Consider the following 21,191-nt stretch of genomic DNA (forward strand, 5'->3'; position numbering starts at 1 on the left):
ATCCGGCTGCACCTTTTTTCATCTATAAGATATTAAAGGAGGGAGAACTTATTTATTTTTCTTCCAGAGTTTACTCATGTCTTCTAGAGTCTTACCCTTTGTTTCGGGCACCCAACGCCAAACAAAGATTGCAGCAGCGACACAGATAATGCCATATAAGCTATATGCGAACATCGGGCTGAAATCGTACAGAGCCGGGAATGTAGACGATACGATATAATTGAAAATCCACTGGAAAGCCACAGCGATAGCCACAGCCTTGCCGCGAATCGTATTCGGGAAGATTTCTGAAATCAACACCCAGCAAATCGGTCCCCATGACATCATGAAGAAAGCGGCATACACGATTACGGAGAACACCGGAAGGACACCTTTGATGCCCATGCTGTCGCACATTGCCACGGCAAATGCACCTATTGCCATACCGACAGAGCCTATAATCAGCAGCGGTTTCCGGCCAAAGCGGTCTACAGTGAAGATAGCCACAAGGGTAAATACGATATTTACAATACCCATGATAACGGTCTGCATCATACCACCGCCTTCAGCACCTGCGTTCTCAAAAATACGCGGAGCATAATACAGTACGGCATTGATACCGATAGCCTGTTGGAACACAGAAAGCAAAATACCGATAACAATAACTGCCACACCGTATGAGAATAACTTTTCTGTCTTTTCTTTTGAAGTAGCTTTGATTTCCTCCAAAATCTCTTTCGCTTTGCTTGCACCATTTACTTTCTCCAGGATAGAGTATGCCTTTTCGTCTTGGTGTACCAGCACCAGATAACGCGGAGTCTTCGGTACGAAGAATAGCAGGAACCCGAACAATGCAGCGGGGAAAGCCTCTGAACCGAACATATAACGCCAGCCTGTTTGTACACTCCACATATCCGAAGCGGAATTGACGGACAGAATACCGTCTACGCTCTTGTCGATAATAGGATTTGTATGATCGCCCATAATCAGGTAGTTAACGAAATAAACTACCAACATACCGAAGATAATGGCGAACTGGTTGCAAGATACCAGTGTGCCACGAATATTAGAAGGGGCGATTTCTGCAATATACATCGGACATACCGCAGATGCAAGACCTACACCGATACCGCCCAATACACGATACAGATTGAATGCGATGAGCAAGTTCATATTCGGCTCACCGTAGTTGAAGAATAAAACTTCAGGATAGTAAGAACCCAATGCCGACAAGAAGAACAGCACAGACGCCAGTCTCAGAGAATTGCGTCGTCCCAGGCGGGAAGCAAAGAAACCGGAAAGGGCACCACCAATCACGCAGCCGATAAGTGCGCTGGAAGAAGTGATACCGTGCATCACCTTGTCATACTGAAAATCCGTAGCCATCAGGAAGAAAGCTTCAAGGCCCTTTTCTGCGCCGGAGATTACCGCTGTATCGTACCCGAACAACAGACCGCCCAGAATGGCAACGGTTGTAATAGAATAAAGGTAGAGTTTACTACCATTGTTTGCATCATTCATGATAAAAAAGATTAGGTTGATAAATGAGTGAAAAAGGATAAGTGGTAAAGTGATAAGCAGTAAGGTGATATCACTCTATCACCTTATCGCTCTATCACCCTACCACCTTATATTAACAATACATATTCACGATTGCTTCATACAATTCTTGCTTACCGCTGGTTTGCTTCGGTTCGCCGTTAGCTTTCGCATAAGCCACAACGTCTTCCAGAGTCAGCTTGCCATCTTCAAATTCCTTACCCTTGCCACCGTCGAATGATGCATAACGGTCAGCCAACATCTTCTTGTAAGGAGATTCTTCCAGCAACTTAGCAGCGCTTTCCAAAGCACGTGCCATAGCATCCATACCTGCGATATGAGCGATGAAGATATCTTCCAGGTCAGTAGAGTTACGACGAGTCTTAGCATCGAAATTCGTACCGCCATTGCCCAAACCACCGTTACGGATAATCTGCATCATAGCCTGAGTCAGTTCATAATTGTCGATAGGGAATTGGTCAGTATCCCAACCGTTCTGGTAGTCACCGCGGTTAGCGTCGATAGAACCCAGCATACCGTTGTCAACAGCTACTGCCAGTTCGTGTTCGAAAGTGTGGCCGGCCAGAGTAGCGTGGTTAACTTCGATGTTCACCTTGAAGTCCTTGTCCAGACCGTGAGCTTTCAGGAAGCCGATAACAGTTTCAGTATCTACATCATATTGATGTTTGGTCGGTTCCATCGGTTTCGGTTCAATCAGGAAAGTGCCTTTGAAGCCACGTGCACGTGCATAGTCACGAGCAATGGTCAGCATCTTGGCAAGATGTTCTTTTTCACGTTTCTGGTCAGTGTTCAGCAATGACATGTAACCTTCACGACCGCCCCAGAACACATAGTTTGAACCACCCAGTTCGATAGTAGCGTCGATAGCATTCTTGATTTGAACAGCAGCGCGTGCCACAACGTCGAAATCAGGGTTGGTAGCAGCACCGTTCATATAACGTGCATGACCGAATACGTTAGCAGTACCCCACAACAGTTTGATACCTGTTTCAGCCTGTCTCTGTTTTGCGTAAGCTACGATAGCTTTCAGGTTAGCTTCATATTCTTCGATGCTTGAACCTTCGGAAATAAGGTCTACATCGTGGAAGCAATAGTATTCGATACCCATCTTCTGCATGAATTCGAAACCTGCATCCAACTTATTTTTTGCAGCCTGCACGGCATCAGCATCACCATTCCAGGGGAATTGTTTGGTTCCGCCACCGAACTGGTCGCCACCTTCTGCGCAAAGAGTGTGCCACCAAGCCATCGCAAACTTCAACCAATCTTTCATCTTCTTACCCATGATTACCTTTTCAGCATCGTAGTAACGATATGCCATCGGGTTCATACTTTCTTTACCTTCGAACTTAATCTTTCCTATTCCGGGAAAATACTCTTTTGTTGCCATAATTTTAATTCAATTTTTAAAGGGTTAATTATTATCAGTTTATTATTTAGCCATTGATTTTTCCAAGCGATGTTTCCAGCGTGCATAAGCGTCCGCATACTCCTGACGTTTAGCCTGGTTAGGCTCGATAACATCCAGCTTTTCCAACGTTGCAAATGCCTCGTTATTATCCTTATAGATGCCTGCGCCGATACCTGCACCTTTGGCTGCACCTACCGAGCCGTCCGTATCGTACAGCTCGATCACCGCACCCGTCACACCTGCCAGCGTATCGCGGAAGATGGAGCTAAGGAACATATTCGCATGTCCTGCATGGATTTTCTGCACAGGGATGCCCATACCTTCCATGATGTCTATACCATATTTGAAGGAGAACACAATACCCTCCTGAGCCGCACGCACAATGTGCTGTTTGCCATGCAAATTGAAGTTCAGACCACGGATGGAGCAGTTGATTTCCTTGTTTTCAAGCATGCGTTCCGCACCGTTGCCGAAAGGCAGAATACTGATGCCCGCGCTGCCGATAGGAGCTTGTGATGCCAGCACATTCATTTCATTGTAAGAGATGCCTTCGGGAGCAATCGTACGTTTCACCCAAGAGTTGAGAATACCCGTACCATTGATGCAGAGCAGAACGCCCAGACGAGTCTGCTCGTCCGTATGGTTCACATGGGCGAATGTATTCACACGTGATTTCGGATCGTAGTTTACTTCACCGTTCACACCATATACCACGCCCGAAGTGCCTGCCGTAGAGGCAATCTCACCCGGATTGAATACGTTCAGTGAAAGTGCGTTGTTCGGCTGGTCGCCTGCACGGTAAGTAATCGGTGTACCCTCCTTCAATCCCAGTTCCTTTGCGGCGGCGGCATTCACACGGCCTTGTTCGGAGAACGTAGGTTTGATGTCTGCAATCAGGGATTTATCGAAACCGTAGTAATCCATCAGGAAGTCAGCCACGCGGTTGTTCTTGAAATCCCAGAACATGCCTTCCGAAAGGCCGGAAACGGTAGTACAGATTTCGCCGCTCAGCTTCATGGCGATGTAATCACCCGGAAGCATAATCTTATAAATTCTTTCGTAGATTGCCGGTTCGTTCTCCTTTATCCATGCCAGTTTAGAGGCGGTAAAGTTGCCCGGGGAGTTCAATAGATGCGAAAGGCAGTTCTCCTCTCCCAGCGTTTCAAATGCCTTTTGTCCATAAGGAACAGCGCGCGAGTCACACCAGATGATGGAAGGACGCAGCACATTCTGATCCTTATCCACACACACCAATCCATGCATCTGATAAGAGATACCGATTGCCTTGATTTCACCTGCGTTTGCCCCCGACTCTGTCATAACCGCTTGTGTGGCGAGTTTCAGATTCTCCCACCAGCTTTCGGGATTTTGTTCCGCCCAACCCGGTTTCACGGCAATGATGGCCGCCTCTGTCTTCGGGAAAAAAGCAGAAGATACACATTTGCCGGTTTCGGCGTTTACCAGGCTCGCTTTTACGGACGAGCTACCAATGTCATAGCCTAATAAATACATTATTTCAAAATTAAAGAATTAAGGAATGAAAGAGTGAAAAAACAGACAAAATGGAAAAACATAATTCTTTTTTGCTCACCTTTCATTATTCATTATTAATTGTTAATTACCTTCTTACCTTATTATATATCTTCTTGTCGAAGCGATAATAACGTGCCGCGCGGTGGGCAACTCCCTGTTGTTTCTCTTCCATAGGAACCACATATTCCATCATGGCAATCTTTTTGTGGAAGTTTCGCACGTCAATCGGTTTGCTGTATATCAATTCATATAAAGTACGCAGTTGCGATGCGGTAAACTTGCGGGGCAGCAAATCGAACAGAGCCGACGGGTTGATCTCAACATACTGGCGGATATAAACCAATGCTTCTTTTATAATCAGATTATGGTCGAAAGCCAAAGCCTTGATGTCTTGCAGCGCCACCCAGTATGCCTCGAAATCGTCCAGATTGCGGCTCAATGCACGGTCTATCTTCACCAGTGACAGGTAGGCTATGGTAACGATACGCTCAACTTTTGATTGCATGGCACGTTCCAGCCAATGAATGTCCTTCGGGTCTTTAGTCCGGTTCTTGGAGCCGAATGCCTTGAACTGCATCAGATTGACGTTTTTCAATCCTGTCAGTTCGTTCAGCACACGTTTGGCAGCTTCATCCAAGTCCTCATCCATATAAATAAGACTTCCGGGAAGCTTCATATCGTGGAAGATTTCACCTTTTTCCTCACCTACACGCTTTATCAAAAGAACCTTTAATTGTTCTCCGTCAAAACCAATCACCACACAGTCTACTGAGATGTGATTGTTGGCTAATGGGGTTTTCTGTTCAATGTCTTGCATAATATCCATGTTTAAGCGCTGCAAATATAAACAGGTTTTTTGAATATGCAAGCGGAAGAAATATAAAATTTATCATGTTATAAAGCACTATTTTTCAATAGAATACATATCGTACATTTTACAATATCAAAACATGGACTTATCGTTGAAAAGACAATATGTATTGTTGATAGAGAACGAAGGCCTCTAATTGTAGGAAGTACAATAAGAGTAAAGTACTTTATTCTTAAGGATTTTAGCATCTGGGGAAGAAGAAAGATCAGTCGGCTCTTATTGTATTTTATTCGAGGGGACAAAATAGGGATTTGAATTTGAAGAAGCATACCATCTTCGGGGAGTATTGCACAAAAATCATACATTTGTGCGGTGGTTATCGGAAAAAGCTATACCTTTGCACCACTTTTTTAATTAACACCTAAAATAAGAACAAAATGAAAGCATTTGTATTTCCGGGTCAGGGTGCCCAATTCGTAGGAATGGGTAAAGACCTGTATGAAAATTCCGCTTTAGCAAAAGAATTGTTTGAAAAAGCTAATGATATCCTGGGATATCGCATTACGGATATTATGTTCAGCGGCACGGACGAAGATCTGCGCCAGACAAAGGTGACTCAGCCTGCTGTATTCCTTCATTCTGTTATCTCCGCCCTTTGTATGGGCGATGACTTCAAGCCCGAAATGACCGCCGGTCACTCACTGGGTGAATTTTCTGCGCTGGTAGCTGCCGGTGCATTGAGTTTCGAGGACGGTTTGAAGCTGGTTTACGCACGCGCCATGGCTATGCAGAAAGCATGTGAAGCGCAACCTTCTACTATGGCTGCCATCATAGCCTTGTCTGACGAGAAAGTAGAAGAGATCTGTGCACAGGTAACAGCTGAAGGCGAAGTTTGCGTTGCAGCCAACTATAACTGCCCGGGACAAATCGTGATTTCAGGTTCTATCGAAGGCATCAACAAGGCTTGCGAACTGATGAAAGCTGCCGGAGCAAAGCGCGCTCTGCCCTTGAAGGTGGGCGGTGCATTCCATTCTCCGCTGATGAACCCTGCAAAGGTTGAACTGGAAGCTGCTATCAACGCTACTGAAATTCATGCTCCGAAGTGTCCGGTTTACCAGAATGTAGATGCCCTGCCCCACACCGATCCGGCAGAAATCAAGAAAAATCTTGTTGCCCAACTGACAGCTTCCGTACGCTGGACACAGACAGTGAAGAATATGGTTGCCGATGGCGCTACCGATTTCACAGAATGTGGCCCGGGTGCAGTTCTGCAAGGTCTTATCAAGAAGATTGCGCCGGAAGTGTCTGCTCACGGCATAGCATAATCCTTTGAAAATTATATTTATCAGGGCTGTCCTCCAATTTTGGAAGGCAGCCCTTCTTTTTTACGGCTTCGGTTGTGGCAACAGACCGGGAGAATCCTTATATTTGCACAAATATGCGTGATTATGGAAAAGATAGATGAGTTCAGAAACACTCTTGCAATGCCTCTTAGCAAGTTATCAATAGATAAGCTGGTACGGGAAATATGTCTGCATCCTGAATACCTGAAAGATATGTATCAACTGATTTCCGATGATAAAATCGTTGTTTCGTGGCGGGCTATATGGGCATGCGAGAAAGTGAGTGAGCAACACCCCGGTTGGTTTGTCCCATTGCAGGACGACATTATCCAGCGGTTATTGACTTGCCGGCACGATGGTTCTAAACGCCTGTTTCTATCCATACTGTATAATGTACCCGTGTCCACTCCCATTTCCATAGATTTACTGAACTACTGTCTGGACCACATGCTGGCTCCACAGGAAAGTATAGGCGTACAAGCATTAGCCATCAGAATGGCTTATCGGCTTTGTAAGTGCGAACCGGAACTTTTGAAGGAGCTACAGCTCATATTAGAGAATGCAGATACGGAATATTACTCCACAGGAGTTAAGACTACCATCCGGAATATTTTGAAGAAGATAAATAAATAAGTCTTCGTTTCTACATTCCCCCTATCGCTTTCCTGTAATCCCCATCACTTTTCTTCTTAAAACCATTGCTCAGCAACACCTTTATTGAAACAGTATTCTCTTCGGAAGGGTCTGCCGAAATTTCGTGTCCTCCCAGTCCAATGATTTTCTCTTCTAACTTCCGGATTATTATTTTACCGATACCTCTATTCAGATACTCTTCTTCGCCAATCAAATAGCCAATTTCGTAAGTGTGATTCTTTTCGGGTACATCGCCATACAAACTCTCAAAGTCGTGTCCCTCCTCCTCAAAATCTTTCAAGAAGAAACAATCGGCATAAAGGCAATACCCTATTTTCCTGTCCTTGTAGTAAACAATGAAGTGTTTCATGAAATCGTACTTATCATTTCTATTGTTTACTTCATCCAGCCAGGCATCTCTTTGCCCTTCTCCGTCCGGACACAGCCATTTATAGATATAATCCTTGTTCAACCATTCATTAAACAACGGTATGTCTTCGTCAAGCAAGGGCTTTAATATAATCTCGTCTTTATGAATCATTGGCGCATTTAAGTTATTTCATTTCTTATATTTATTTAACCCGGTCCCCTTCCATATCTATAAAAAAAGTTTCACCGTTTAGCTTTACCTTTGCTTTGCCATCTTTATTAAAATAGCGGGCATCGTCATATATAAATGGAATCACTTCTTTGCCTGTTTGATCTATAAAACCGCATTTACCCTCTATGCATACTGCCGCCAACCCTGTTTTGGTAAACGACCATGCAGGGTTGTATATACATGGAATCACTTCCTTCCCCGTTTTGTCCACATAGCCCCACCAACCATTCAGCCGGACTAATGCCAACCCTACGGAAAAGGCGTGAACATAGTCATATATAAACGGTACAATCTTTTCGCCTGTTGCTGCATCCAGAAAGCCCCATTTGCCATTCTCTTCCGTTGGCACTAATTTTTGTATTTTCATCTTCTGAGTATCCTCCCTACAATAGTTCGTTAAACATTGAGTTATCAGTATGCTGAGTAAGTCAGCGGTCAAAGATAAGAAATGTCGTGAGAAGTTTATGCCTGTAACAGAAAAGATTAGCACCATGAATTGAAAAACAGTTGAAAATAAGGGGTGAAACACTTGACTTCGCCTTTCTGATGTAGTATATTTGTAGAAGTTTAAGAAAAAACTTTAATATAAAACTAAAACCTTAGCAAATGGCAAAACTTATCCTTTCTTTTTCGGAACTTGCCGGAATGTATTTCCCGGGTTGTTCTACTCCGAAGAACGCAGTGCGCTCTTTACAACGAAGCATCAAACGGTGCACTAATTTGACAATTGCTTTATCAGAAACAGGCTATTTGCCGTATAATCACCGATGGCTTACCCCTAAGCAATTCGGGCTGATTTTGGAAAATCTGGGCGACCCGTATCCAGAATAACGACGGGTGTAAAAGATGAAAAGGCGGTACTTCCTTACGAGGATTTACCGCCTTTTTTGTTGATATATATTTAGTTTAGGTCTTGTGACTGATTTCTGCGCTGTTAATAAACGTCGGGAACATTCTTAAAAAACGTTCCTGTTATTCTTTAAAAACGCTGTTTACGGTTATTAATGGGGTACTCGTAATTGTATCGATTTATCATTTACTTCTTTATCCCCAAAATATGTCTTGCTTTCTCTTCACTGGAGATGAAATCGAGTGCATTGATTATCTCGTCATAGTTCTCCCGGTCGGCAATGTTTGGAGCCAGGATTTTCAACACTTTCAGCTTGTCATCATCAAACGTATATATTGACATCATCCGCACGCATTGCTTGCAACTCAGCTTTCTATTGCCAATGCCATTTTCCAATAATTCCAGTTGGTCGTCCTTGAAAGGCTTGCTTTTCACCTTATTATAAAGTGACTGGAAGTCTCTTTCATTCATCCCCCCCCAAACGGTGGCGTGCGGACGGGGAGGAATGTTTCCACCTACTTCTACGGAGGGATAAACTGCCACAGGAGGAGGAGGAACATCTGTCCGGAAAGAGTCCATACTTATCACACGCCCGTCAATGAAGCTGACTATAATCGTAGTCCATCCGGCATTGTCAGCGATGTTCTTTATGAACTCCCATTCCTCCACGTCATGGTCGAAACGGCGATAGTCCGGCTTTCCAAGTATAGACGACACTTCTTTCTGGCTCATTCCCTTCTCAACGCTCATCATGACGTCCTTGTTGATTCCTAAAATACTGGCGCAGCCACTTATGCCAATTATAAGTGCCAGCAGTGCTAATGTCTGTTTTATTGCTTTCATACTCTATATTGTTTTTAGTTTTTAGTGTTGGCACAAATATAGGCGGGGAAAAGCATATAATATTATCTTTTTCCCTATTCTTTTTGGAAATTTCCCTATATGAAATTGTTTTCCCCTACAAATTACCTAACTTTGCATTCATAAAAATAACTATTTAACTATAACTAGTATGATACTAAACAAACACAAATCTATCTGTATCTCTGTCAGTTTGCTATTGGCATTATTTTGCTCTTGCAGTAAAGAAAAACTCCCTGAGCCTACCACAGGAAGATTTGAAAATGCCCCATTCAAATGGGATTTTATCCACCTCGCAACAACTGACGATGCCATGTTTATCGGAGATAGAAATATATGTCAAGTGGATATATTCTGCAAAGACGGAACGGACAAAAGTGAACAGGATAGCGGAAACGCTTGTCGGACTTTCTAATAGTAGAAAATATGCAGATAGAGAATAAAAATAAAATGAGTACAAATTACAATGTTGGTGATTTGATTTATGACGCAAATATTTATGATGGATTGAACACCTTCCTCTCTGATTTACCATTTTACAAAAAGTGGTTGCCGAAAGACAAGGACGCCAAGATACTTGAACTATGCTGTGGTACAGGCAGACTAACACTTCCCATTGCAAAAGATGGATACAATATTTGTGGAGTAGATTACACTTCATCAATGCTTGAACAAGCAAAGGCAAAAGCCTTCGAAGCGGGTTTAGAGATTAACTTCATTGAGGCAGATATCAGAACATTGAACCTACAAGAGAAATTCGATTTTATTTTTATTCCATTTAATTCAATCCATCATTTATATAAAAATGAAGATTTATTTAAAGCATTACAGGCTATCAAAGGTCATCTCAAAGAAAAAGGAATATTGCTGTTGGATTGTTTCAACCCTAATATTCAATACATTGTTGAAAACGAAAAAGAGCAGAAAGTAATAGCCGAATATGTCACCAGTGACGGAAGGAAAGTATTGATAAAACAAACAATGCGTTATGAAAACGCAACCCAAATTAATCGTATAAAATGGCATTATTTTATAAATGGTAAGTTTCATTCAGTTCAAGATTTGGATATGAGATTGTTTTTCCCTCAAGAACTGGATTCATATCTGGAATGGGCAGGATTTAATATTATGTACAAGTTTGGAGGTTTTAAAGAAGAAACCTTTAGTGATAGCTCTGAAAAACAAATATATGTTTTGGCATTAAATAAATGATGTTTCTCATCTTCAATGTTTATTCACAAGACTTTTCCAAAGCAGTTTATTTTCCTGTATAGTGAATGTTATTTTCTCATTATCCTTGAGCCAGGAAAGATAAGAACGTATGGTGCTGCCGACTAATACATACTGCTCTATAGTCATAGTCAGATTATACCTGTCAAATATTTGTTGTAGAATATCTTCAATAGTAACTTGCTTTTCACAAATATCCAACAGTGTCTCTACTATTTCATATATTTTGTTACGGTTGCTCTGTACTAATTCTTTTATATTTTCGGTAACTTCTGCATGAGCAGGTACAAATATTTTTCCTTGCATACTTTCTACTCTGTCCAATGTATCTAAATATTGCGCAACATCATAAACAAATGAAACTTGATATTTCTCTAATGTACTTTTACTGGAGATGCAATCTGCTAAAAAGATTGTGTCGTCAGGAGTCCGCAGCCCGATCATATCAAAAAAATGTCCTGGTAACGGGAAAACTTCCAACTCTTTTGGAAAATCATCATGAGAGATGTCCTTTACCTGACTTGCTTTTGCAAGCAGAAACTTTCCTCTAAGTTCTCTGCATGGATATCCGCCATATAAGAAAGATGATTCTAAAATAGGGTGATTAGTAAAAGCAACTTCAATTCCTTTTGCAAATATCGGACAACCTGTCTGCTCTTGTATATAGTGATTTCCGCCTATATGGTCGGCATTGGAATGCGTATTGATAATAGCTTTTATCCGCCAGTTATTTTGATTGGCTATTTTAAGCACTTTTTTACCAGCTTCCTTATCATTGCCACTATCAATCAGATATATATCAGTATCATTCTGTTTATAGATACCTATTTTCGCCGGGCTTTCAATATAATAACTCTGAGACCCGAGTTGTTTTAGTTCATACATTATTTATCAGGCATTTAATTAATATGAAAATTTTCAAAATCTACACGCAGCAGCAACGGATTGGAATCGTCTTCCTCATCCCTCAGCCCATGTTTAGCTAACTCATTAGTAGAAATCAATGCATAGCCTTTATCGTTTTTAATTAAAGAGAACTGCGCATTTACAGTCGTTTCTTCATTTAAAGGCATAAAGTAGCCGCTTTTAGAATGAGCCAGCAGCTTTCCGCTTTTTATATCCCAAACGGTGTAATGCCGGCCGCGCTCCAAAAAGAAATTGTAGAACATTAAGTTACCCACATTTAATGCAGCATCCATCTGGATGTACTTTTGCCCTTCCGAAACAAGACGATCTAAAGCACTGATAATTTCATTCGGCATCTTCAATTTCCCCTTATGAATGACCAAAGCAGGAGAAAGTTTTTCCTCTTTATTAGTGTAAAGCGTATCGTCTACCATAGTATATATATGATTATTAGCTTCTCTGAATCGGGGTGCAATATAAAGGTCTCCATTCACAAAAGCAGCCTCACGGTCAGGAAGAAAAGATTGCTTTACCTTCCAGTCCTTGTCCAGTAAAGCAATTAAATGCTGTTTCCAATATTCCCTCTCGTAAATCCCCCAATAACCATCAGTGGTATGCGCAAGGTTGGTAAAACTACCTTTGGGATACTCCTTGACAAAAGTTCCGTCCGGCTTATAGGATTTAATCTTTTTGAGCGTTGCGATATAAACGAGTTCATTTTCTTCATCAAAATAACTGAAATATATATCATTATATTCTTCGGGGCCATCTCCTTGTCTGTCTATCTTCGAAAGGAATGTCCCGCTATGCGCATCAAAGAAATAGATTTTCTTATCACCTCCCACAACGATGTATTTAGGAGTGACATCGCAAATAGAGGCAAAACCACCCAACAAGCAGTCGTCTTTCGTTTCCAGTTGGACAATCTTAGGATTTTTGAGCAGTGTTTTGTACGCTTCCGAAGTGTAATCATTCTCAAAATACCCAGTACTCTCATCTATATTTATGATAGGAAGTTTGGCATCAGCTGTTTTTTCTCCCGAACAAGCAGTAAGAAGTAAAATAGAACAAGCGAAAGAATAGAAATAAGAGTGTTTCATAATGCTTTCTTTTTTATGTGTTTATAAATTAGGATACTAAGATATTGAATAATAATAGAATGTGCAAAACATTAAAGTAAAAACAGAGGGTAAAAGCATAATAATCTTCTACGTAAGCCTTATACCTTTTTCAATGCCTTGAAATTTAGCTTCTTATTACTTTTCTCAGAAAAACACCTCTAAAGGTACCAAAAGGGGACAATACATCAAACGCTTCATTGTACCTTTGCAAAGTCATTAAAACAAATGACAACAGTAAACCTTATTTTTTTAACCATTTAAACTTTAACAATTATGGCTTTAGAGTATGTAGTGACAAAAAGAGTGTTTGGCTTTGACGATTCAAAAACCGAGAAGTATGTAGCTAAGTCCGTTCGTTCGGGAGAGATGAGTTTCAGTAAGACGTGTGCAAAGGTCAGTCGCCTTTGCGGAGTGCATCGCAAGATTGTGGACTTAGTAGTCAGTGGCTTAGTAGATATAATGGCCGAGGACATTGACGACGGAAAAAGCGTTCAGTTGGGTGAGTTTGGTATCTTCCGTCCCACCATTAAGGCAAAGAGTGAAGACTCGGCTGATAAGGTTACGGCAAGTAACATCATCCGCAAACGTATCGTATTTACTCCGGGGAAGATTTTCCAACGCACACTGGGCGAAATGAGTGTGACACGTTCAGTTCCGGTAGACACAGACTATACGGACGGCAGTAGCTCCGGTAATGGTGGAAACAGCGGCAACCAGGGCGGTGGTAGCCAAGGCGGTGGAGGCGTAGATGAGAATCCGTTAGGATAATCTCTGTCCGGAATGAGAAAGTTAAAGTAGCGGAATTTTTTCCGCTACTTTTTTTGTTTTATACCTATTTATATGGATAATATCTGTTATTTTTGCACGTAACTATAACAACAAACAGGTATTATATGGAAACATCAAAAGTATACTACACAGATCTGCGTACCTCTCCTACTTCTAATCTTCTCGATAAGATGGAACGCCTGGTGAAGCGAGCCGGTATTGAAAAACTGCCTTTAAAGGATAGTTTTGTCGCTATCAAAATTCATTTCGGAGAACCCGGAAATCTTGCTTATCTTCGTCCGAACTATGCGGCACGCATGGCAAACCTATTGCGTACGAACGGCGCAAGACCTTTCCTCACAGATTGCAACACGCTTTATTCAGGTCGTCGTGCCAATGCCGTAGACCATCTGCAAAGCGCAATGGAAAATGGTTATAATCCTATATCCGCTCAATGCCAGGTTATCATAGGCGACGGGCTGAAAGGTACGGATTGCCGGGAAATTCCTTTGAATGGCGAATATTGTGCCGCTCCCAAAATCGGTACAGCTATTGCCGATGCCGATATCATTATCAGCATGAACCACTTCAAAGGGCATGAGCAGGCCGGTTTTGGCGGCGCTTTAAAAAATCTGGGCATGGGCTGTGCCAGTGTAGCCGGAAAACTGGAACTGCATTCGGCTTCCCAGCCTAAGATTGACACGGAAAGTTGTATCGGCTGCAATATCTGCGTTAAGCACTGTGCACACAATGCCGTACATCTGAATGCCGGACGTAAAGCTGAAATCGACTATGCAAAGTGTGTGGGTTGCGGACAATGTGTTGCCCTGTGCCAATACGACGGTGCCGTGATGGGTGATGAAGATACATCCGAAAGGTTGAATTACAAGATTGCCGAATATTCTCTGGCAGTAGTGAAAGATAAACCGAACTTTCATATCAGCTTCATCATGAACGTTTCTCCGGAATGTGACTGCTGGAACCATAATGACGCTGCCATTATCCCCGACCTCGGCATTTTGGCTTCCACTGATCCCGTAGCTCTGGATAAAGCGTGCGCGGATATGGTAATCCAGGCTCCTATCCTGCATACGGAAAACCGTCTCTCTTCTGAGCATGAACATGATGACTTGTGCGGTCATGACAAGTTCCACCTGATGCATCCGAATACGGATTGGCTGGCGGGCTTGCGCCATGCGGAAAAGATCGGTCTGGGCACTATGCAATATGAATTGGTGAAGATTTAAACCTTTTCCGCTCAAAAGAGTCTTACTATAAACGTACCGATACAAAACTTATAAGGATTGATACAAATCTTTAAATGTGACGAGCATTCATCCCCTACTTTTGTATCTTGAAGAAACAAAATTAATAATCAATTAAATCTAATCAATTGAATAATGGAAACATCTGCTAAACTCTACTCTTTGTCGTTCAGTAACGTAAAGACCTATTTGTTTGCATTCTTATTTGTCGCAGGAAATATCGCATTGCCGCAACTTTGCCATCTGGCACCTATGGGTGGACCAACATTGCTGTCTATCTACTTCTTTACATTGATTGCCGCTTATAAATTCGGCTTCCGTGTGGGATTGCTTACGGCCTTGCTTTCTCCGGTGGTTAATCATTTACTGTTTGGTATGCCTGCCGTAGCCGCATTGCCTGTGCTATTGGTTAAATCTGGTTTACTTGCAGGAGCTGCCGCACTTGCTGCACGATATACAAAGAAGGTGTCATTAATCGCATTGCTTGGCGTAATTCTTACTTACCAAGCGCTGGGCACAGCTTTTGAATGGGCTTTGTGCGGTAACTTCTTCGTGGCTGTACAGGATTTCCGTATAGGTGTTCCGGGTATGCTGATTCAGTGGTTCGGTGGTTACGCTTTGCTGAAAGCCATCTCTAAACTTTAATAACAGACAGCTAATCTCCCATAGAATATGGCAAAAACAATGGAAGAAGTGCTGGAACGTTTCCGCACTATTGAGTTCCACGATGATTTTGATATGATCGTGGCAATTGCTAATGGCGGTATCGTTCCGGCTGGCATCATCAATCAACGTTTACAAAAGGAAGTGCATCTGCTGCGCATCAACTTGCGGGATGAATATCAACATCCCAAGTACGATGCACCTCAGTTGCTGGCTCCGGTTGATTTTGATTTCAAAGATAAAAGCATTTTATTGGTAGATGACCGGATTAAGACCGGCTCTACCATTCGTTTAGCGTGCGAATTACTCAAAGAAGCACGCCTGATAAAAACATTCGCAGTCAACGGAACGGCAGATTATGCCCTGTTTGATGAGACATGTTTCAAATTCCCCTGGATAGTGTAGGAAATTAATAATTAATAATTGAAAATTAAACAAAGGGCCTATGGACAGAAGGGATTTCTTAAAGACTCTGGCGGTGACGGGTGCAGTGATGACCGTGCAACGCTCGGAAGCAATGGATATACTGGCGCAGAAGCTGACAAATGCAGGCGGCGGTAAAGTGGATTTGGTAGCAGTGATGGGTGGAGAACCCGAAGCGATGTTCCAGCGTGCCATTGCGGAAATGGGTGGCATGAAGCAGTTTATCAAACCGGGACAGAAAGTAGTGGTCAAGCCCAATATCGGCTGGGACAAAGTGCCCGAACTGGCAGGTAACACCAATCCGAAACTTGTTGCCGAGATTGTGAAGCAATGCCTTGCCGCAGGCGCGAAAGAAGTGACGGTTTTCGACCATACTTGCGACGACTGGCAGAAGTGCTATAAAAACAGTGGTATAGAAGCTGCTGCCAAAGCTGCCGGTGCAAAGGTAATGCCCGCCCATCTGGAAAGTTACTACAAACCGGTTTCCTTACCGAAAGGTAAGCGTATGAAAAGTGCCAAAGTGCATGAAGCAATCTTAAATAGTGATGTTTGGATTAACGTTCCCATTCTGAAAAATCATGGAGGTGCCAATCTGACCATTTCAATGAAAAATCATATGGGGATTGTCTGGGACCGTGGTTTCTTCCATTCCAATGATTTGCAACAGTGCATTGCAGATATCTGCACAATGGATAAGAAAGCAGTGCTGAATGTAGTAGACGCCTACCGTGTCTTGAAGACAAATGGTCCGCGCGGACGTTCCGCCTCCGATGTAGTCCTGACAAAGGGATTGTTCATCTCGCAGGATATCGTAGCTGTGGATACAGCCGCCACCAAGTTCTTCAACCAGGTTCGTGAAATGCCGCTTGAAAGCGTTGCCCACCTTGCTAACGGACAAGCGCTGAAAATTGGAACGATGGATTTGGACAAATTGAATGTAAAGCGAATCAGACTTTAGTTCGAGAGTATAAAAGTACACACATTTATGTTGAGAAAAGCACGTATTCTACTGTCCGTCGTCTTCTTCGGACTGATAACTTTTTATTTTCTGGATTTTGCGGAAATATTGCCGAATAGTTTCCACAGACTGGCTCATGTGCAGTTTGTACCGGCATTGGTATCATTGAGTTTTATAACGCTGGTGGTATTGATACTGATAACACTGTTCTTAGGCCGCATTTACTGTTCCACCGTTTGTCCGATGGGTGTTTTTCAGGATATAGTGACCTGGATTTCCAAGAAGACAGCGAAGAAAAAGAAACGTTTCCGTTACTCTCCCGCCAGGAAAATATTACGCTGGGGGGTATTGGGTGTGACAACCGTGGCTTTTCTCCTTAATTTCACTGTGATTTTGGGTCTCCTGGACCCGTACAGTGCTTTCGGACGTATGGTGACCAATGTATTCAAGCCTGTGTATATGTTAGGAAACAATCTGTTGGAGAGTGTATTCTCCAGGTTCAACAACTATACATTTTATCAGGTGGACGCCTCTTTGTTGAGTATCTCTTCATTTATTATAGGTTTGGTAACATTCCTGCTGATTGGTTTCCTGGCATGGAGATACGGCCGTACATGGTGCAATACAATGTGTCCGGTGGGTACGTTGCTCGGATTCGTCAGTCGCTTTTCATTATTCAAAGTCCGCATTGATACGGAAAAATGCAATCATTGCGGACTCTGTGCCACCAAATGCAAAGCATCGTGCATCAATAGCAAGGAGCAAGCCATTGATTACAGTCGTTGCGTAGATTGTTTTGATTGCCTGGGTGAATGCCGACAAAACGCACTTCGCTATACCATGCCTTTCGGAAGTAAAAAACAGACTGTTGCTGATGCTTCCAAACGCCGTTTTCTGGTTGCAGGTTTGACAACTGCCGCTACCGCCCCTAAAGTAATGGCGCAGGCACAGAATGTAGTGGCCGTTGCCGCCGGAATGAAAAGCGACAAACGGGAAACACCGATAACGCCACCGGGTTCTATCAGCCAGGACCACTTTCAGGCACATTGCACCTCCTGCCATTTATGTGTCAGCAAATGTCCCTCTCATGTGTTGAAACCTGCTTTTATGGAATATGGCATCGGAGGAATGATGCAGCCGACCGTCTATTTTGAAAAAGGATTCTGTAACTTTGACTGTACTGTGTGCAGTGATGTTTGTCCGAACGGAGCTATCCTGCCTCTGACGAAGGAACAGAAACATCTGACACAGATAGGCAAGGTTGTGTTTATCGAAGAAAACTGTATTGTTTATCGGGACGGCACCAGTTGCGGGGCTTGTTCCGAGCATTGCCCCACGCAGGCTCTTTCGATGATACCATATAAGGACGGATTGACGATCCCCCATGTAAATACGGATATTTGCGTAGGTTGTGGTGGCTGTGAATATATCTGTCCTGCACGCCCCTTCCGCGCTGTGTACATTGAAGGAAACGTTGTGCAACAAGAAGCTAAACCCTTCACCGACAATCATCAGGAAGAAATTCAGGTAGATGATTTCGGTTTCTGATTGAATATTTCCCGATCCCCACTAACGCCTGTCTTCCGCAAAATAAATTGGAGGCAGGCGTTACTTTTTCTCTATCTCGGCACATTTTTCTCCCTTTTTCCTTTCAACCTACAATAAAATCACTAATTTCGTGCCGAACAAATATATGGTAGATTTTTGACATGGAGGTAACAACAAATAATTGGTTTACGAAGAAATATCCTGTCGGTTATGCTTTGAGTGGCGGTTTCATCAAGGGTTTTGCACATCTGGGAGTGATGCAGGCATTGCTGGAACATGACATCAAACCCAATATCCTTTCGGGTGTAAGTGCTGGTGCCTTAGCCGGCGTGTTCTATGCCGACGGCAATGAGCCACACAAAGTTCTGGACTTTTTCGCCGGACATAAGTTTCAGGATTTGACTAAATTGGTCATTCCCAAAGTGGGATTATTCGAGTTAGGTGAATTCATCGACTTCCTGAAAACCAACCTGAAAGCCAAGACGATGGAAGAATTGCAGATTCCTCTCATCATTACCGCTACCGACCTCGACCACGGACGCTCGGTTCATTTCCATAAAGGGGAAATCGCGGAACGTGTGGCGGCCTCTTGTTGTATGCCTATACTCTTTTCTCCGGTAAAGATAGAGGGTACGCACTATGTAGACGGAGGATTGTTCATGAATCTACCGGTTTCCACCATCCGGCGCGTGTGCGATAAAGTGGTGGCAGTCAATGTCAGTCCGCTGATGGCGAATAAATACAAGATGAATATCGTAAGTATCGCCATGCGTTCTTACCATTTCATGTTTCGTGCAAATACTTTTCCGGAGCGTGAAAAAGCGGACTTATTGATAGAACCGTATAACCTGGACGGGTACAGCAACACTGAACTGGAGAAGGCAGAAGAGATATTTATGCAAGGATATAATGCAGCCAACACCCTTCTGGATCAATTGAAAGTGGACAAAGGTTCCGTTTGGAAAGAAGAAGCAATTATCAAACCGTAAAATAAAAAAGAAAATGGGGAAAGAAGAAAAAATAATTATTTATCAAGTGTTTACGCGCCTGTTCGGCAACAATCATAATCACTGCATCAATAACGGTAGCATAACAGAAAATGGATGTGGCAAGATGGCGGACTTTACCGCCAAAGCACTGGCTGAAATAAAAAAACTCGGAACAACCCATATCTGGTATACCGGTATCATCGAACATGCCACACAAACGGATTACCGACGCTATAACATATGTCCCGATCATCCGGCCATTGTGAAAGGTAAAGCGGGTTCCCCGTATGCCATCAAGGACTATTATGATGTAGATCCTGACCTTGCCAATGATGTGTCGGAACGTATGAAAGAATTTGAGAATCTGGTGCAACGCACGCATCGCAGTGGCTTAAAGGTAATTATCGATTTTGTACCCAACCACGTAGCCCGCCAGTATCATTCGGACGCACAACCGGATGGAACATCACAGTTAGGAGCAAACGATGATCCTGCTTATGCATTCAGTCCATACAATAATTTCTATTACATACCTCAATCTGAATTACACGGTCAGTTTGACATGAAGGGGGCTGCTGCCGAACCATATAAAGAATGTCCTGCAAAAGCTACGGGAAATAACCGCTTTGACGCATACCCCAACATAAACGACTGGTACGAAACCGTAAAACTGAATTATGGTGTGGATTATCAGAATGGTGGAACCCGTCATTTCAGCCCTATTCCCGATACATGGACAAAGATGCTGGACATCCTCCTTTTTTGGGCGGATAAGAATATTGATGGCTTCCGCTGCGATATGGCGGAAATGGTTCCGGTAGAGTTCTGGGAATGGGTGGTACCACAGGTTAAGGAGCAACATCCCAATCTGTTATTCATTGCCGAAGTCTATAATCCGGCAGAATATCATAACTATCTGTTCCGTGGCAAGTTCGATTATCTGTATGACAAAGTAGGGCTTTATGATACCCTCCGCAATGTGATTTGCGGATATGATTCCGCCACAGCCATCACCCGCTCATGGCAAAAACTGAATGGAATCGAGAAACGGATGTTGAACTTCCTGGAAAACCACGATGAACAACGCATTGCTTCTGATTTCTTTGTCGGAAATCCACGTAAAGCAATTCCGGGACTGATTGTCTCCGCCTGTATGAACACCAATCCTATGATGATTTATTTCGGGCAGGAATTCGGAGAACTGGGCATGGATAGCGAAGGCTTCAGCGGCAGGGACGGACGAACTACTATTTTTGACTATTGGAGTGTCGATAGCATCCGTCGCTGGCGAAATGGCGGAAAGTTTGATGGCAAGATGTTGACAGAAGATCAAAAACATATATATGGCGTCTACCAGCGCATCCTGACTCTTTGCAATGAAGAAAAAGCAATAACTGAAGGTGAATTCTTCGATTTGATGTATGCTAACGTAAATGGCTGGCGCTTCAATGAACATAAACAATATACATTCTTGCGCAAAGCGGGTAATGAATTATTGTTCATAATCGTGAATTTCGATCATATTTCAGTGGATGTGGCAATAAATGTCCCCTCGCATGCCTTTGATTTCTTGCAAATACCACAAATGGATGTTTATCCGGCAGTCGATTTGCTGACGGATAAAACAGAAAATATCAGCCTGTTGCCTTATAAAGCTACGGAAGTATCGCTGGAAGGTTGTAGTGGTAAGATTTTAAAGATTAAATTATAAGCCAAATCAGAATAAAGCGAAGAGTCT

At 42.9% G+C, this 21,191-nt stretch carries 22 protein-coding genes; 13 read left to right on the forward strand and 9 right to left on the reverse strand.

Annotated features, from left to right (window positions below):
- Positions 1 to 48 precede the first annotated feature (48 nt).
- The 4 genes from xylE to BUC01_RS10350 all read right to left on the reverse strand — a co-directional run bounded on the left by xylE (position 49) and on the right by BUC01_RS10350 (position 5,300).
- Positions 49 to 1,500, reverse strand: a complete 1,452-nt coding sequence (gene xylE / locus BUC01_RS10335) for a D-xylose transporter XylE (protein WP_073313675.1) — start codon at positions 1,498 to 1,500, stop codon at positions 49 to 51.
- A gap of 112 nt (positions 1,501 to 1,612) precedes the next feature.
- Positions 1,613 to 2,929, reverse strand: a complete 1,317-nt coding sequence (gene xylA / locus BUC01_RS10340; protein WP_073313678.1) for a xylose isomerase — start codon at positions 2,927 to 2,929, stop codon at positions 1,613 to 1,615.
- Between the two features lie 42 nt (positions 2,930 to 2,971).
- A complete protein-coding gene (locus BUC01_RS10345) occupies positions 2,972 to 4,462 on the reverse strand; it encodes a xylulokinase (protein WP_025831366.1) in 1,491 nt (496 codons plus the stop codon).
- Positions 4,463 to 4,568: 106 nt separating this feature from the next.
- Entirely contained in the window at positions 4,569 to 5,300 is a 732-nt protein-coding gene (locus BUC01_RS10350) for an NUDIX hydrolase (protein ID WP_025831365.1), read from the reverse strand.
- A gap of 431 nt (positions 5,301 to 5,731) precedes the next feature.
- On the opposite strand from BUC01_RS10350, the gene fabD reads away from it, so the two are divergent.
- Positions 5,732 to 6,619 (forward strand): ACP S-malonyltransferase, encoded by an 888-nt coding sequence (gene fabD, locus BUC01_RS10355; RefSeq protein WP_025831364.1) that lies wholly within the window; start codon positions 5,732 to 5,734, stop codon positions 6,617 to 6,619.
- A 123-nt stretch (positions 6,620 to 6,742) separates the two neighbouring features.
- Entirely contained in the window at positions 6,743 to 7,270 is a 528-nt protein-coding gene (locus BUC01_RS10360; protein ID WP_025831363.1) for a hypothetical protein, read from the forward strand.
- 10 nt (positions 7,271 to 7,280) lie between these two features.
- Here the strand turns inward: BUC01_RS10360 and BUC01_RS10365 are convergent, their stop codons facing one another.
- Positions 7,281 to 7,811 carry a GNAT family N-acetyltransferase gene (locus tag BUC01_RS10365; RefSeq protein ID WP_025831362.1) on the reverse strand — a complete coding sequence of 177 codons (531 nt, stop codon included), beginning with the start codon at positions 7,809 to 7,811 and terminating at the stop codon, positions 7,281 to 7,283.
- Positions 7,812 to 7,842: 31 nt separating this feature from the next.
- Positions 7,843 to 8,238, reverse strand: coding sequence for a WG repeat-containing protein (locus tag BUC01_RS10370; RefSeq protein WP_025831361.1), 396 nt, complete (start codon positions 8,236 to 8,238; stop codon positions 7,843 to 7,845).
- Positions 8,239 to 8,477: 239 nt separating this feature from the next.
- On the opposite strand from BUC01_RS10370, the gene BUC01_RS10375 reads away from it, so the two are divergent.
- Positions 8,478 to 8,702 (forward strand): DUF4248 domain-containing protein, encoded by a 225-nt coding sequence (locus tag BUC01_RS10375; protein WP_009127456.1) that lies wholly within the window; start codon positions 8,478 to 8,480, stop codon positions 8,700 to 8,702.
- A gap of 205 nt (positions 8,703 to 8,907) precedes the next feature.
- Here the strand turns inward: BUC01_RS10375 and BUC01_RS10380 are convergent, their stop codons facing one another.
- On the reverse strand, positions 8,908 to 9,564 hold the full coding sequence (locus BUC01_RS10380) for a DUF4476 domain-containing protein (RefSeq protein WP_025831360.1): 657 nt from the start codon (positions 9,562 to 9,564) through the stop codon (positions 8,908 to 8,910).
- Between the two features lie 169 nt (positions 9,565 to 9,733).
- Here BUC01_RS10380 and BUC01_RS10385 point away from each other — a divergent pair, with 169 nt between their 5' ends.
- Positions 9,734 to 9,997, forward strand: coding sequence for a hypothetical protein (locus tag BUC01_RS10385; protein ID WP_025831359.1), 264 nt, complete (start codon positions 9,734 to 9,736; stop codon positions 9,995 to 9,997).
- Between the two features lie 35 nt (positions 9,998 to 10,032).
- Positions 10,033 to 10,794, forward strand: coding sequence for a class I SAM-dependent methyltransferase (locus BUC01_RS10390; RefSeq protein WP_025831358.1), 762 nt, complete (start codon positions 10,033 to 10,035; stop codon positions 10,792 to 10,794).
- Positions 10,795 to 10,806: 12 nt separating this feature from the next.
- Here BUC01_RS10390 and BUC01_RS10395 read toward each other — a convergent pair whose 3' ends face one another.
- On the reverse strand, positions 10,807 to 11,697 hold the full coding sequence (locus BUC01_RS10395; RefSeq protein ID WP_025831357.1) for an MBL fold metallo-hydrolase: 891 nt from the start codon (positions 11,695 to 11,697) through the stop codon (positions 10,807 to 10,809).
- 14 nt (positions 11,698 to 11,711) lie between these two features.
- Positions 11,712 to 12,818, reverse strand: a complete 1,107-nt coding sequence (locus tag BUC01_RS10400; RefSeq protein WP_025831356.1) for a 6-bladed beta-propeller — start codon at positions 12,816 to 12,818, stop codon at positions 11,712 to 11,714.
- Positions 12,819 to 13,112: 294 nt separating this feature from the next.
- Between BUC01_RS10400 and BUC01_RS10405 the strand changes: the two genes are divergently transcribed.
- The 8 genes from BUC01_RS10405 (at position 13,113) to BUC01_RS10440 (ending at position 21,164) form a co-directional block, all read left to right on the forward strand.
- A complete protein-coding gene (locus BUC01_RS10405; RefSeq protein ID WP_025831355.1) occupies positions 13,113 to 13,607 on the forward strand; it encodes an HU family DNA-binding protein in 495 nt (164 codons plus the stop codon).
- A 125-nt stretch (positions 13,608 to 13,732) separates the two neighbouring features.
- The gene (locus BUC01_RS10410; RefSeq protein ID WP_025831354.1) at positions 13,733 to 14,854 is read left to right on the forward strand and encodes a DUF362 domain-containing protein; all 1,122 of its coding nucleotides are present in this window, start codon (positions 13,733 to 13,735) and stop codon (positions 14,852 to 14,854) included.
- Positions 14,855 to 15,007: 153 nt separating this feature from the next.
- Positions 15,008 to 15,517, forward strand: a complete 510-nt coding sequence (locus tag BUC01_RS10415) for a hypothetical protein (RefSeq protein ID WP_025831353.1) — start codon at positions 15,008 to 15,010, stop codon at positions 15,515 to 15,517.
- 27 nt (positions 15,518 to 15,544) lie between these two features.
- Positions 15,545 to 15,940: a phosphoribosyltransferase gene (locus tag BUC01_RS10420; RefSeq protein ID WP_025831352.1), complete on the forward strand. Its 396-nt coding sequence runs from the start codon at positions 15,545 to 15,547 to the stop codon at positions 15,938 to 15,940.
- Between the two features lie 40 nt (positions 15,941 to 15,980).
- A complete protein-coding gene (locus tag BUC01_RS10425) occupies positions 15,981 to 16,916 on the forward strand; it encodes a DUF362 domain-containing protein (RefSeq protein WP_073313681.1) in 936 nt (311 codons plus the stop codon).
- A gap of 27 nt (positions 16,917 to 16,943) precedes the next feature.
- On the forward strand, positions 16,944 to 18,464 hold the full coding sequence (locus BUC01_RS10430; protein WP_025831351.1) for a 4Fe-4S binding protein: 1,521 nt from the start codon (positions 16,944 to 16,946) through the stop codon (positions 18,462 to 18,464).
- 161 nt (positions 18,465 to 18,625) lie between these two features.
- Positions 18,626 to 19,453 carry a patatin-like phospholipase family protein gene (locus BUC01_RS10435; protein ID WP_025831350.1) on the forward strand — a complete coding sequence of 276 codons (828 nt, stop codon included), beginning with the start codon at positions 18,626 to 18,628 and terminating at the stop codon, positions 19,451 to 19,453.
- A 13-nt stretch (positions 19,454 to 19,466) separates the two neighbouring features.
- Complete coding sequence (locus BUC01_RS10440; protein WP_073313684.1) at positions 19,467 to 21,164, forward strand: alpha-amylase family protein; 1,698 nt, start codon at positions 19,467 to 19,469, stop codon at positions 21,162 to 21,164.
- Positions 21,165 to 21,191: the final 27 nt, after the last annotated feature.

The organism is Bacteroides stercorirosoris, assembly GCF_900142015.1.
In the GTDB taxonomy this organism is placed as follows: Bacteria; Bacteroidota; Bacteroidia; order Bacteroidales; family Bacteroidaceae; genus Bacteroides; species Bacteroides stercorirosoris.